The following is a 13,569-nucleotide window of genomic DNA, read 5'->3' as shown; positions in this document are numbered from 1 at the left end:
CGAAGACGTTCAGTCCCAGTGCGCGCGAGAGGTAGTCGGTATAGCAACCACCGAATTGAACGCCAAGCCGGTGTTGTTCACCCCGACCCGCCCGCGCACCACTTCGTGGCCGCCTTCCTCGCAAACCAGTGCGTAGACGAACGCTTTGGCGATGGACTGGATACTGAACTCGACCACGCCGGCGGCGTGCGTACCACCGTCTACCTCGGCTACCACGACGCCGGACAGCGTCGGTCGGCATGGGCCAGTGATGTAGTCGGCGACTCGCCCCGCTGTCTGGTCGCGGTATCGCTCCAAGGCGACGGCGACAAGATCATCGATCTCTTCCCCGCGAGGAGGCGCACCCATGGAGACCACCTGCTCGACATCCGATACCTGCATGTCCATCGCGCCTCCCTCTGCGGCCGAGTAAGCCCACTCTGCGAAGCGCGCGAGCGTCACCCTCCGGTGAGATCCGCCGACGCATGTCCGAAACCGCACCATCGAGTATCGCCCCCATGCGCCGAGAATCGGCTGTCTGACACTCACTGTTCTGAACCGGTTGTCCGACAGAATTCGCCGGCCATCGTGTGATTGCCGCGCGATAGCGGGGTTGGTCAACGCTAGAGTGAGCCTATGATCGGTGCCGCGGTCACCCGCTGTGTGTCGAATGATCGGTGCGCCGAGAACGGGTGCTCGACGACGCTTCGGGCCGACGGCTCATGACGGGGCCGATTGCGACGACCTTCGTCGTCCTCACCGTGGCGATCGTGGCGTTCATGTCGAATCGGATCCCGCCCGGGGTGGTCGCACTTGGGGTGGCGTTGGCGCTTTACCTCACCGGCACCATCGGTTTCGAGGACGCCATCGCCGGGTTCGGCGATCCGGTAGTGGTGTATCTGGCGGCGCTGTTTGTGATCAGCGAGGCGATCGACGCCACCGGCGTCACGGCGTGGGTGGGCATGCAGTTGATCCGCCGGGTCGGGTCCGGGCGCACCGCGGTGCTGGTGGCGGTGATGCTGCTGTGTGCGGCGCTGACTGCGCTGATCAGCGTCAATGGCGCGGTCGCCGCGCTGATTCCGGTCACGGTGATGATCGCGGCCAAAATCGTGCAGCGACCGGCGCAGCTGCTCATGCCGCTGGCTTTCGCCGCGCACGCCGGGTCGATGTTGACCCTGCTGGGCACCCCGATCAACGTGATGATCAACGAGCTCGCCATCGACGCGGGAGCTCGGCCGTTCGGGTTCTTCGAGTTCTCGCTCGTCGGTATCCCGTTGCTCATCGGGACCGTGACGATCGTGGTGTACCTCGGGCCTCGGGTCCTGCCGGATCGGGTCGCTACCGACGCGCCGACGGACCTGAGCCGTTACGCCGAGACACTGGCTGATCATTACGAGCTCGACCCCACCCAGACGGCGATCTGCGCCGCCGGTGGGGCGGCGGAGGTGGTCATCGCGCCGCGCTCGGAGTTCATCGGGGAAAAGGTGTTCGCCGGGATGCGCACCGACTCCGGGGATCTGGTGATCCTGGCCGTCTACCGAGGTGGGGACCGACTCACCCGGGCCAGGCTGCGGGTGGGCGACATCATCGTGCTCAGTGGCAGTTGGGACGCCCTGGATGAGCGGGCGTCCCATCCTGGCCTGCTCACCGTCACCGAACCATCGCGGCTGCGCCGTCAAGCGACCCGCTTGGGTCCGCGTTCCTATGCGGCGGTCGCCGTTCTCGCGGTGATGTGCGCGTTGCTCGTCGTCGATGCCGCCCCGGCGGCGATCGTGGCGCTCGGTGCTGCCACGGCGATGCTCGCGCTGCGGGTGATCACCGTGTCCCAAGCCGAGCACGCGATCTCGCTGACGACATTGGTGATCGTGGCGGGCATGATCCCGATGGCCACCGCTATGCAGTCCAGTGGTGCGGCGGAGCTGATCTCGCGCACCTTGCTCGACCTGGTCGGCACAGGCTCGCCGCTGCTGCTGCAGTTCGGGATCGTGGCGGTGGTCATCGTGCTCGGCCAGTTCATCAGCAACCTCGCCACCGTGTTGATCGTGGCACCGATCGCCGTGTCAGTCGCCGCGGCGACTGGGATCTCACCGTTGCCGATGCTGATGGCGATGACGGTCGCCGGTGCTGCCTCGTTTCTCACGCCGATCGCCACGGCCGCCAACCTGATGGTGGCGCCACCCGGTGCCTACCGGTTCGGTGATTATTGGAAATTGGGACTGCCACTGGCCGCGTTGTTCGCCGCGGTCGCTACCTTTCTCGTGCCACTGATCTGGCCGTTCTGATTGTCTCGGCATCGCCATCTGTGGTTCCGACGTGCTCGGCCTGCTCGACCGCCGCCGCGGGCTCGACGAGCACAGGAGGCCTCGTGTGTGGCCGCACCGACACCCGTAGCCGTGAATTAGCCATCACTTACTGCGTCCCGGTATAGGCTGTGAGCCTGGATCGACACGCCACGGTCAGCATTCTCGCGAGAGGACATCGTCATGCCGGAGGGCACCATCGACATCGACCGCGCGACAGCACGGTTCGCCACCTTGTTGCAGATCCCGACGGTCACCACCCAGGACGAGAACGACACCGACTGGGCCCAATTCGCGACATTCCGCGAGACACTCGAAACTCTGTACCCGCTGATAGCCACGAAATTGCACAAGCAGATCTTCGCCGACCACACCCTGCTCTACCACTGGCAGACCGGATCCACCGCGGACCCGATCGTACTCATGGCGCACCAAGACGTCGTCTCCGCCGGCGACCCGGACAGCTGGACGCACCCGCCCTTCTCGGGCACCGTCGCGAACGGAGTGATCTGGGGCCGCGGCGCCATCGACGACAAGGGCCCGCTGGTCTGCATCTGCGAAGCCGTCGAAGACCTTCTCGCCCAGGCGTTCACCCCCGACCGCGACGTCTATCTACTGTTCGGGCACAACGAAGAAGTAGCTGGCGACGGCGTCCCCACCGTGGTGGAATACTTCCGCCAGCAGCACATTGTGCCCGGCCTGGTCATCGACGAGGGCGGCGGCGTGGCCGGCGACCTGTTCCCGATCAAGGAGAAGATCGCCGTGATCGGCACGGCGGAAAAGGGCATGCTCGACCTTCAGCTGACCGCGGTGGATCCCGGCGGCCACGCCTCCATGCCCGGTAAGCAACCAGCTACTACCCGCATCGCCCTGGCCTTGGTGAAGGTGGGCAACTTCAGCTTCCCGCCCCAGCTCACACCACCGATCATGGAGATGCTCACCATCATCGGCGCACACTCGAGTGGCCCACTCGGCGCGGTACTCGCACGCGCCGACAAGTTGCAGTGGCTGATCACCGCGCTCATGCCCCGTTCCGGTCCGCTGATGAACGCGATGATCCGCACCACCGCGGTGCCCACGGTGCTCGAAGGGAGCAAGGGCAACAACGTCATGGCCGAATCGGCGCGCGCCGTGCTCAATATCCGCATCCTCACCGGGGAAACCGTCGCCGGAACCGTAGAACGCGTCCGCAAACTGATCAATGACCCCGACGTCCGGCTCGACATCCTCAACTCCTCCGAGCCGACCCCGGTCTCACCCACCGACGGACCCGCCTTCGAGCGCGTCAAAGACGCTGTCTCGGAAACATTTCCAGGGACAGTGACATCGCCCTTCCTCGTTGTCGGCGGCAGCGACGCACGCCACCTCGCCCAGATCAGCGACTACGTCTACCGCTTCTACCCGTTCGAGCTCGACGCCGAGACACGCGGCCTCATCCACTCCACCGACGAACGCCTCACCGTCGACGCCCTCGAACACGGGATCCACTTCTACGACGCTGTCCTGCGGCGCAGCCACTGATTCACCCCGAGCCGAAAGCGGCTACGGCATCACGTGCTGCCGAAGATCGCCTTCGGAGCGGATTCACCGATCGGCTCGGATTGGTTGACTGGGAGGATCGTCATGGTCAGCGCGTTGGGCGAAACATTGACCTACGCCATCGGATTGGCGCTCAGTCCGTTCGCAGTGACCACCGGGATAGTTTTCCTGTTAGGTGACCGGGGCCGCACCAAAGCAGCACTGTTCGGTCTCGGATGGTTCGCCGCACTCGCTGTCATCACGACCGTCGCGATGCTCGTCGTCGACAGCGTGGATGACGACTACCCCGAACAGACCGCGGACGGAATCGACATCATCGCACTGGTCTTCGCCGCACTGTTCTTCGCCCTGGCAGTCGTCGCCTGGATGAAACGCCCATCATCGACCACCGCTGAGGCATCGAAGTCGGCGTCGGGCAAAGGCGGCCTGCTCGATCGACTGGACGGGTTCAGCCTGGTGGGTGCTGTGGGCCTCGGACTAGCTCAGGGGTTCCTCGTGGTCAAGAACATCCCGTTGGGAGTCAGCGCCGGGGCGGCGCTCGGCTCAGCAGGCTTGAATACCGCGGAGTCGGCTGTGGCAGTGGCGATCTTCGCGTTTCTCGCCACGCTGGGTGTCGTCGTCCCATTGGCTGCCGCAGTCCTCGGCGGCCAACGGATCAACCCAGCTCTCGCGCAAGCGAGAGCGTGGATCGACACGAACATGACGGCGATCACGATCACAGTGTTGCTCATCCTCGGCGCTTATTTCCTCGGCCAGGGCCTGCGGCTCACCGCCTGAACTGCCGATCGTCGCAGGACCCGGTCGGTAGTCGTGGTGCCGAGTCCGAAATCCGGCTCGATACTCACTCTGCGTCGAAAGCGGCGACAGCATCAGCCATTTCGGCGGGGGTTTCCTTCGCCCCGCCCCGCAGCCATTCGAACAGCAGGTTGAAGTACCCGCCCGCGTTGAACGCCAGCGCATACCGCAGCTGCGCGACACCCGCATATTTCGGACTCCGACTCCGCTCGAAAATCATAGGAATATGTTCGTTGAATTTCTGCAGCACGAGGCTGCTCATTCCGCTCGCGGCGAGCAGGCGCAGGAATTCGGCGTGGTCTGTCCAGAATTCGAAATATGTCAGCGCGACCGCCCGCGTCTGCGAGAGATCGGCGGGCAGGAGCCGGTCGACGTACTCGTCGACCAAACGCCGCGCATGCATCGAAATCAGCTCGTCCTTGGTCGCGAAGTTGCGGTAGAAGGTCCGGCGTGAGAGTTGCGCACGCTGAGCGATATCGGTGACCGTGATCTCGACATAGGGCTTCTCGCGCATCAATTCGAACAGTGCGTCGATCAGCCATGCCTGCGATCGCGCCGCGATCGGATTGACGGAATCACTGCCTTTCGCTATGCCCACGGCACTGTCACACTTTCTCGTTATCTGTAGCACTCGAGACGATCTCGTTGACTTCCCGGTGGCCACGTCGCCACACTTGTAAGTGTCACACATGTGACATGTCAAGGCGATATGGGAGAACGTGACATGCTTTCGCGACTGGTCAAAGCGATCTTCTGGGTCTACGGACTGGTATATCGAGGCAAGACCACGACCTCACGACCCGTGGAAGGCAACGCAGGCACCATGAGCCTGTCCGACAAGCTCTGGTGGGGACACAAGTTCTTTGTCGCGGCGGTGGAACACGCCGAGCCCGGTCGCGGAATCGAGGAATACTTCGCGGGCCAGAACCTGCGCTTCGACCTTCCCGACGACTTCACTCAGGAGCACACGGCAACCTTCTCCTCCGCCGGTGACCTGCTCACCTCCGAACACATCCGGCCCGACAACACACCCCATCTATTCGACGACGTCGCGGACTTCCTCTTCGATGTCGACATGGCTGTCGCGAACCTGGAAACGCCGGTCGCACCGTCGCGCGTGGTCGGCGCACCGCCGAAAAGCATCCTGTCGGCACCTCCGCTCAATACCTCACGAGAAATGCTGGACGTCTTCGGCCGCTTCGGATTCTTCTCCACCGCAAACAATCACTCCCTCGATCAGGGACCGGCGGGCGTGCGCGAAACAATCGACGTCCTCGACGAGGCCGACTTCGGCCATGTCGGCACCGCGCGCACCTACGCCGAACGCGATGAGATCCCCGTGATCGATATCGGAGGAATCCGCGTGGCGTTCCTCGCCTACACCTTCTCGGTCAATGGCGCGACGGCACCGGCGGGCGAGGAATACCTCGTGAATTACCTGCGACTGAACCTGCCCGATGTCGATATCTCGATGGTCGAGCGGCACGTGCAAATCGCCAGAGAAAATCTGAAAGCTGATGCGGTCGTTGCCTGTGTGCACTGGAGCCTGGAGTTCGAGTCATACCCGATCCAGACGGTGATCGATAACGCGCACCGCCTCGCCGAACTCGGCATCGACGTGATCCTCGGCAATCATCCCCACGTCATCCAGCCGATGCAGCGTCACCGGTTCACAGACCCACAGACAGGACTCGACAAGGACGGACTGATCGTCTACGCGCATGGCGATCTGGTGTCCTACGTGGACGCCGTCCCGAACTCGATGCTGGGCAACATCGTCCGATTCACGCTCAGCAAAGGACGTCGCAACGGGCAGCCGACCACCATCATCACTGACGTCGATTGGCGACCGATCTATCGCCGAGCGCAATTCGACGCACACGGCCGCTGCACCGACTTCCGCATCCACGATCTCGAGGCGCTGGTCGAGCACGCGGAAACGACATCGGCAGTCGAACGCACCGAACTGCGGCGTCTGGCGAACCTGGCGGCCCGCGTTCTCCCGCGGCGAGCCCACAGTGCTCGCTGACGACCGGCGGCTCGGCGAGCTCGGCGCACTGCTCCTGGATGCCGGAATGTCGGTCACCGATGTCCGCGCGTCGATGGAATCGGTGTCGGGCGCCGCGCTCGGCGAGCACCCACTCGAGTTCGCCGCTCTCCCTGATATGGTCATCGTTTCCGACCGAGATTCCGGCGCCGCGACAGTAGTTCGATCCCACGGTGGCGCACTGACGTTCCAACAGGCGGCTCAGGCCAACCAGCTGGTGCGCCGCGCGACGACTACACCGGTAGCACGAGGTGAGCTTCTCGATCGCATCGACGATATTCGACGGTCACAGTCACCGCCGACCACCTGGAACTGGGCCTTGGGCAGCGCGCTCATCGCCGGTGGGCTCGCCCTGACCTTCCGGTCCCCGTGGTGGTCGATCCTGGCCGCCATTGTCATCGGGGCCGTTGTCGGCCTGGTCGCCTCGATGCTGCGCGGCGAGAATGCCGTCGCGGTCGCACCGTTCGTCGCGGCGTTCCTGTCCACCGTCTCGATCGGGGTGACAGCGTCAGTCCTCGGGTTGGGCCCCGTGCCGTTGTTCGCGGTCTGCGCACCGATCGCCATCCTGGTGCCCGGGGTTGTCATCACCAACGCGCTACTCGAGTTGACCGCCACCGACATCGTCACCGGCGCGTCGCGCCTGGTGTATGGGCTGATGATGCTCGGTTTCATGTACGCCGGAATAGTCGCGGGCGCCGCCGCGACCGGACTACACATCGATCAGGGGTCAGCGACGCTGATCGGTGAGATCGCGACGGTTACCGGCGGCAGCGGCTGGCACGCGCTGCCGGGGCTGCCGTTGACGTGGATCGGCGTCGCGTTGCTGTCCATCGGCATCGGTCTCGCGTTCGGATCGGGCATGCGCCTCACCGCGTTCAGTGTCGTGATGATGTCGGCCACTTACTCGCTGTTGATCGCCGTGACTCCGCTGGTGGGCAACGTTGTCGCCACCGGTATCACCGCGGCTGCGCTACTGGTCATCGCTCGGATTCTGGAGCGATTCACCGATGTCCCGACGGCAGTCTCCTATCAACCCGCCTGGCTGCTCTTGATCCCGGGAACGGTCGGCCTCGCAGCCCTGGCATCGCTGAATACCGCTTCCGCACAAAGCATTTGCGCCACGTTTGTCAGCTTGTGCCTCGGCACCAAAGCCGGTGCCCTGATCGCGGACCTGCTCACACCGCAACGGCACCACCGAAACCACGCACGAGAAGAGAAGCCATGACCACAGCACCATTCGCCATCACCTCCACCACCATCGTCACCGGCGACCACGCCGGCACCGTGCTGCCCGATCACACGATCGTCGTCGGAGACTCCGGGCTCATCGAGGCCGTCGGTCCCACCACCTCCGTCGTGGTCGCCCCGGAATACGCCCGCGTCGACGGCACCGGCAAGTTCGTCGCCCCCGGCCTGATCAACGCACACGCTCATTTGTTCTCCGACGGCAAACCGCTGTCGCCGATCCTGACCAACAAGAAGCTGGAGGGCCCGGTCTCGAAGTTCTTCCACAGCCCGATCGGCACCGTGATCGCCAAACGCCGCACCCGAACCAACGTCGAGACCCAGTTGCACTCCGGCGTCACGACCATCCGCAGTCTCGGCGACGTGGCCTACGAAGTCGCCGCAGTGCGCGACGAGATCACCGCCGGCAAGTGCCCCGGACCACGCGTACTCGCCTCCGGACCATTGCTGGCCGTCAGCGGCGGACACGGCGCACCCGTGATCGCGCTGGTCAGCGACAACCCGTGGGACGCGCGAAAAAACGTTCGCATCAACCTGCGCAACGGCGTCGACGTCATCAAGATCGCCGCGACCGGCGGAGTCACCGACGCACGCACGATCGGTGAGGCCGGCCGACCACAGATGACCGAAGAAGAGATGACGGCGATCTGCGACGAAGCCCACCGAGCCGGCCTGGTTGTCGCAGCGCATGCGGAGAGCCTGGCCGGAGTGAAGGCGGCGCTACGCGCGGGCGTGGACACCATCGAGCACGGCAGCGAGATGGACAACGAGATCATCGACCTGTTCGGCGACAACCCCCGAGCCCTACACGGCCGATCAGCCCTGGTCCCCACGCTGATGGCCGCGCTGCCACTGGTCAAGCTCGACCGCGCCGACACCGGAATCACCCCGATCGTCGCAGCCAACGCCGAGATCGTGCTCGACCGAATCATCTCCGCCGTACACGCCGCCCAGAAGAACGGAATCCGCATGGGCATGGGCACCGACTCATCGGTCACCTACGTCACCCACTACAACACCTGGCGCGAAATCGACTACGTCATTCGCTACGCAGGCCTGAGCCCCGCTACCGCCTTCCACGCCGCAACCGGTGCCAACGCCGCGATCCTCGGTATCGACGACGTTACGGGCTCGGTGTCGGTAGGAAAGTCCGCCGATCTGGTCCTTGTCGATGCCAATCCCCTCGACGACCTCCGCACGTTCACCAACCCGAATATGGTCGTAATGGCGGGCACCCGCATCGAGCGGCCCGGCGTCCAACGATTCGACGACCTCGACGCACAACTCGATTCCTTCTGATTCGACTTTGATCGACTCGGCGTCGTGCTCAGATCTGGTCCCGTCGACATGTCGGAGTCACTGCGTGGCGGATGTCAGACCTCGCGCGACGGCGCGTGTTCGGGACAGAAAAGAGAACAGGCCGTAGAAGTTGACCTTGATCGCGGCCGCGCCCCGCGGTGTGGTGTGTGCTGGTAATGCGGCCATGTCCGGGGGGCGGGACGGCAAACGGCCCAACCCAACGTCACCGTCCGCCTACTGCCGAAAATCGGCTTCGATCACCAATTGCCGATAACCACAGGCCGTCTGCACCTATCCGTACCGGCGGTCCGTGTGGGTATCAGATTGAATTGGAATCCGCGACGACCAGGCGTTTTCCGGTTGCCCATGTTTTGTGCGCCCTGCCGGGGGTGCGAACCTGCGACCGCCTCTCGCGACAGGCAATGGGACCCAGGATTTCTAGCGCTCACCCATGTCTCTGGTTGGACGCTCGTGGGCTGCAATCCCCCATCCCGGTCACGGGCTACCGGCTTCCATCGCCGGTGTTCTACGATTTTTCTACGATCCTCAACCAGAGAGTCGCTGCCGAATATTCCCCGATGCGGACCACCAGGGGGTCTACGACCAGGCCAGAGCGGGCGCGGAGGCACCCGCGTAGGAACCGCTATTCCGCCTCGACGTGACTCATCTGAGGTGTCGACGCCGTGTCGTTCAGCCGGGATTCGTGATCGTCAGCTGGCGGGCGTGGTGATCGAAATGCCGACCTGGATAGCGATAGACGTCTTCGAGCGTCATCCAGGCGCGGAAGTACGGGTCCCACCGCGTCGGGAAATGCATGCCACGGTGCAGGCTTGCCTCCGATTCGCGGGCAAGGCGAGCTTGCAGGGCCGCGATCACGCGGTCGAGCTTCGCGCCCATCCGCCGCCGGTTGTAGACGCGCGCGGCGGCGCAGGAGCCGTGGTAGTTGACCGCATGGAACGGAGTTGTCGCCGCGTCGAGCAGCCGCGCAAAGGCTTTGCTGCCCCGGTCCGGTAGTCGCCCGAACACTCGCACCAGCGGCAGCAGTCGCTGCACGACCATGTAGCCGAACACCATGTGGAACAGCAGCTGCTCGTTGGTCCACCGCGTCCCGTTGGTCGGGGCCGCCCACTCGTCGGGCGCGGTCGATGCCAGCAACCGGTGGAACTCGCTGCGGGCCCGTTCCAAGTCAGCGGCGATCGCCGCACGATCGACAAGATCGGCAGCCATCGGCGCTCACCCCTATCCGGACGAATGACCTCGATTCCCTCGTATCCATAATGCGCACAGCGTGGCGCGCGGTCGTCACTGCGCCTGCGATTCGGTGACCTCGGCGGTATGCCGGCTGACGCTGGTCACCGAGGGCTCGAGGCGCAACCGGCTGACGTCGGCCTCCATCTGCCGTTCATCGCGATCGAAACAACCCTGCCCCCCAGGTGACCTTGATGTCGAATGGCTCGATCTGTACGGTCGGCGAGCTCGCTCGTGAAGACTGTGGCGGTAGTCCCGATCAGGACGCGCCGCCGACCGACATGGACGGATCGGCGCATCGGCCGACCAACGGACAGACTATTGCCCACGGCAGGAAGGCGAAGACGATGGGAAGCGACAACCCGACTATCAAGGAACTCGCTGTCAACGAATGCTGGGCACTACTGCGTACTGGGGAAGTAGGCCGCCTCGCGGTGTGGGTGGATGACCATCCGGACATCTTTCCCCTCAACTACGCGGTCGATCACGGAACTCTGGTGTTTCGATCCGCGGGAGGCACCAAGATATCGGCCGCGTTGTCGGATGCGCCCGTCGCGCTGGAAGTCGACGGCTACATCTCTGGTTCTCACGAAGCCTGGAGCGTGGTGATCAAGGGACGCGCCGAAGGGATCCGTGAGATCGGTGATGTGATGGACACCGTGGATCTGCCCCTCTTTCCGTGGCAGGCCGGGGCGAAGAATTTCTTCGTCCGGATCGTACCCACCCTGGTGACGGGTCGCCGGTTTCCTGTTGTCGACCCGGCCGCTTGGCGGACTCCCTTCTCGAACGTGCGACGTTCTCCTTCGGAGTAGTGGCGCCGGTCGCTGCGAAAGCGCCCGCCGGCCATGATCCGACGGGTCATCTCGAACGGTCGGCTACGTTACGAGTCAGTTCGCCGCCGAATGCGCTGACGGGACAACGCCGAGTTGCTGCATCATCCCGAGGGTGTCCCAGGATGCCCAGCTCTCGACGATCTTGCCGTCCCGGAAGCGATTGATGGTGATTCCCTGCACAACTGCCGATTTGCCGGTGGCGGGCATACCCATCATCTCGCCGTCATTGATTCCTGATCCCGTCCATCGGGTCGTGACGAAGTCGCCTTCGGCGATCTGTTCGTTGATCAGGAACCGTTGCTCCGAGAACGCCGTGAGATACATCTGCACGAGCCGTCTGAGACCGGCGGGGCCGTGGATCTCCTCGAACGGGTTCTGCGGATCGTGGTTGATGGCGTCGTCGGCGATCAGCTCGTCGAATACATCGAGGTCTCGCGCGTTCCACGCGTCGAAGATGCGCTTGGCCGAAGCCTTGTTCTGCTCTGACATGGCGTTTCCTATCCAGTAGTTACGCCGAACCGGCGACGAGGCTCGTAGTCGCTACAGGCAGGATTCGCCGCGCCCGGCGTTCAGCATGGTGTGACGCGGCCGCGCTGCCGAGCATTCAGCTACCCGCCGGTCGCAAACCTTGAAGCCGGTGTACCCAATTTATTGTGCGCCTTTTTCGCAAGCAAGGTAAGGGGCGACAGAGAGCGTGAGTACCTCAGCGGAGGAGGTCGGCTGCCTTCTCGCCGATGACCACCGCCGGGGCGTGCGTGTGGCCGCGGATGATGGTCGGCATCACCGAGGCGTCGGCCACGCGCAGGCCGTCGAGACCGCGGACCTTCAGGTCGGGGGTGACGACGCTGGCGGCGTCGGTGCCCATCCGGCACGTGCTGGTCGGGTGGTAGAGGGTGTGGGAGTGCCAGGTGAGGGCGTCCGCGAGGGTTTCCTCGACCGTCGGCTGTTCCCGTTTCGGCTGCAGGAATCGGCCGATCCGGGAGCCGAGCGGCGCGGCGGTCACGATGCGGTGGGCGACACGCAGGCCGGCGAGCAGCGCCGCGCGGTCGGCGCCGTCGGGGTCGGACAGGTATCTGGGGTCGATGAGCGCCTTGGCCATCGGGTCGGCGGAGGCGAGGGTCACCGTGCCGCGGCTGCGTGGCTGGAGCAGGATCGGGCCGATGGCGATGCCGTGGCCTGGCGCGACGCCGATCCCCTCGTCGTAGAACGGTGCGGGCCCGAAGATGATCTCGAGGTCCGGCAGTTCGAGTTCGGGCCTGCTGCGCACGAAGCCGTACGCCTCACCGACATTGGACGTGAGCATGCCCTGGCGTCGTAGGAGGTAATTGAGCAGCTCCAACGGCTTCTCCGCGGCGAACAGAGTATCGGAGTCGACGGCGAAGCCGAGCAGTGAGATCAGGTGATCGGTGAGGTTTCGGCCCACCTCGGGCAGGTGGTGCACAACCGGAATGCCGTGGCGCCCGAGCTCTTCCCGGTCGCCGACACCGGACAGCTGCAGCAGCTGCGGGCTGTTGATCGCCCCACCACACAACACCACCTCCTTGCGGGCGCGCACGGTCTGGGTGGTGCCGTCCACGCGGTACTCGACGCCGACCGCCCTGGTGCCCTCGAACAGGATCCGAGTGGCCTGCGCGCCGGTGAGTACGGTCAGATTCGAACGCTTGCGCGCGGGCTTCAGATAGGCGTCCGCGGTGCTCCACCGGGCGCCGCGTTTCTGGCACACCATGGTTTGCGTGAAACCTTCTGGCTGCGGCAGATTCGCGCGCTCTCGTTGGAAACCGGCGTGCTCGGCCGCGGCGAGGAAGTCGTCGGTCCATTGGCGGGCGCTGCGCTGGTGCGAGATCCGCAGCGGTCCGGAGCGGCCCTCGTCGGATTCGGTGGCGTCCTCGACGGACTCGATGCGCCGGAAGTACTCGACCACGTTCGCGAACGACCAGCCCGGCCCGGCGGCCCGAGCCCATTCGTCGTAGTCGGCCGCGAAACCGCGGACCCACATCATCGCGTTCATCGACGACGATCCACCGAGCATCTTGCCGCGCGGCCAGAAGACCTGGCGATCACCGAGTTCGGACTGCGGGGTGGTCAGGTAGTTCCAGTCGACATCGGTCTGGAACAGCTTGGAGAACGCCGCCGGGATGTGGACGGCCTGAGCCTTGTCCTCGGGGCCGGCCTCCAGGGCGATGACACTGGTGGCCGAGCGCTCACTGAGCCGTGCGGCGAGCACCGCGCCCGAGGAACCGGTGCCGACGACTACGTAGTCGGCGATGCTGTTGTTCATCTGATT

Annotated in this window: 12 protein-coding genes; 7 read left to right on the top strand and 5 right to left on the bottom strand. The window is 64.6% G+C overall.

The features are described from left to right. Positions 1 to 9: 9 nt before the first annotated feature. Positions 10 to 387 (bottom strand): glutaminase, encoded by a 378-nt coding sequence (locus ACFWO8_RS20875; RefSeq protein ID WP_378953433.1) that lies wholly within the window; start codon positions 385 to 387, stop codon positions 10 to 12. Positions 388 to 656: 269 nt separating this feature from the next. Here ACFWO8_RS20875 and ACFWO8_RS20870 point away from each other — a divergent pair, with 269 nt between their 5' ends. The 3 genes from ACFWO8_RS20870 (at position 657) to ACFWO8_RS20860 (ending at position 4,595) form a co-directional block, all read left to right on the top strand. Next, positions 657 to 2,261, top strand: coding sequence for an SLC13 family permease (locus ACFWO8_RS20870; protein WP_378953431.1), 1,605 nt, complete (start codon positions 657 to 659; stop codon positions 2,259 to 2,261). Between the two features lie 201 nt (positions 2,262 to 2,462). Then, complete coding sequence (locus ACFWO8_RS20865) at positions 2,463 to 3,800, top strand: M20/M25/M40 family metallo-hydrolase (protein ID WP_378953429.1); 1,338 nt, start codon at positions 2,463 to 2,465, stop codon at positions 3,798 to 3,800. 102 nt (positions 3,801 to 3,902) lie between these two features. Next, entirely contained in the window at positions 3,903 to 4,595 is a 693-nt protein-coding gene (locus tag ACFWO8_RS20860) for a GAP family protein (RefSeq protein ID WP_378953427.1), read from the top strand. Between the two features lie 64 nt (positions 4,596 to 4,659). Here the strand turns inward: ACFWO8_RS20860 and ACFWO8_RS20855 are convergent, their stop codons facing one another. After that, positions 4,660 to 5,277, bottom strand: a complete 618-nt coding sequence (locus ACFWO8_RS20855; RefSeq protein WP_378953425.1) for a TetR/AcrR family transcriptional regulator — start codon at positions 5,275 to 5,277, stop codon at positions 4,660 to 4,662. A gap of 60 nt (positions 5,278 to 5,337) precedes the next feature. Here ACFWO8_RS20855 and ACFWO8_RS20850 point away from each other — a divergent pair, with 60 nt between their 5' ends. Genes ACFWO8_RS20850 through ACFWO8_RS20840 form a run of 3 tightly spaced genes read left to right on the top strand, consistent with a single transcriptional unit; the run spans position 5,338 to position 9,204 of the window. Beyond that, positions 5,338 to 6,642, top strand: a complete 1,305-nt coding sequence (locus tag ACFWO8_RS20850; RefSeq protein ID WP_378953423.1) for a CapA family protein — start codon at positions 5,338 to 5,340, stop codon at positions 6,640 to 6,642. Further along, on the top strand, positions 6,632 to 7,885 hold the full coding sequence (locus tag ACFWO8_RS20845; RefSeq protein ID WP_378953421.1) for a threonine/serine exporter family protein: 1,254 nt from the start codon (positions 6,632 to 6,634) through the stop codon (positions 7,883 to 7,885). The genes ACFWO8_RS20850 and ACFWO8_RS20845 overlap by 11 nt, the downstream gene beginning before the upstream one ends. Further along, a complete protein-coding gene (locus ACFWO8_RS20840; protein ID WP_378953419.1) occupies positions 7,882 to 9,204 on the top strand; it encodes an amidohydrolase family protein in 1,323 nt (440 codons plus the stop codon). Before ACFWO8_RS20845 ends, ACFWO8_RS20840 begins: the two co-directional genes overlap by 4 nt. Before the next feature lie 690 nt (positions 9,205 to 9,894). Here the strand turns inward: ACFWO8_RS20840 and ACFWO8_RS20835 are convergent. Beyond that, positions 9,895 to 10,431: a DinB family protein gene (locus ACFWO8_RS20835; RefSeq protein ID WP_378953417.1), complete on the bottom strand. Its 537-nt coding sequence runs from the start codon at positions 10,429 to 10,431 to the stop codon at positions 9,895 to 9,897. Between the two features lie 215 nt (positions 10,432 to 10,646). Between ACFWO8_RS20835 and ACFWO8_RS20830 the strand changes: the two genes are divergently transcribed. Next, positions 10,647 to 11,264, top strand: a complete 618-nt coding sequence (locus tag ACFWO8_RS20830; protein ID WP_378953415.1) for a pyridoxamine 5'-phosphate oxidase family protein — start codon at positions 10,647 to 10,649, stop codon at positions 11,262 to 11,264. Positions 11,265 to 11,339: 75 nt separating this feature from the next. Here ACFWO8_RS20830 and ACFWO8_RS20825 read toward each other — a convergent pair whose 3' ends face one another. Next, complete coding sequence (locus ACFWO8_RS20825) at positions 11,340 to 11,774, bottom strand: ester cyclase (protein WP_378953413.1); 435 nt, start codon at positions 11,772 to 11,774, stop codon at positions 11,340 to 11,342. Between the two features lie 214 nt (positions 11,775 to 11,988). Beyond that, positions 11,989 to 13,563, bottom strand: coding sequence for a GMC family oxidoreductase (locus tag ACFWO8_RS20820; protein ID WP_378953411.1), 1,575 nt, complete (start codon positions 13,561 to 13,563; stop codon positions 11,989 to 11,991). Positions 13,564 to 13,569 lie beyond the last annotated feature (6 nt).

Origin of the sequence: Nocardia sp. NPDC058480, assembly GCF_042720495.1 — a bacterium.
In the GTDB taxonomy this organism is placed as follows: Bacteria; Actinomycetota; Actinomycetes; order Mycobacteriales; family Mycobacteriaceae; genus Nocardia.
Note: the sequence above shows the minus strand (reverse complement) of the source record. Positions and strands in the feature narration are given on the sequence as shown.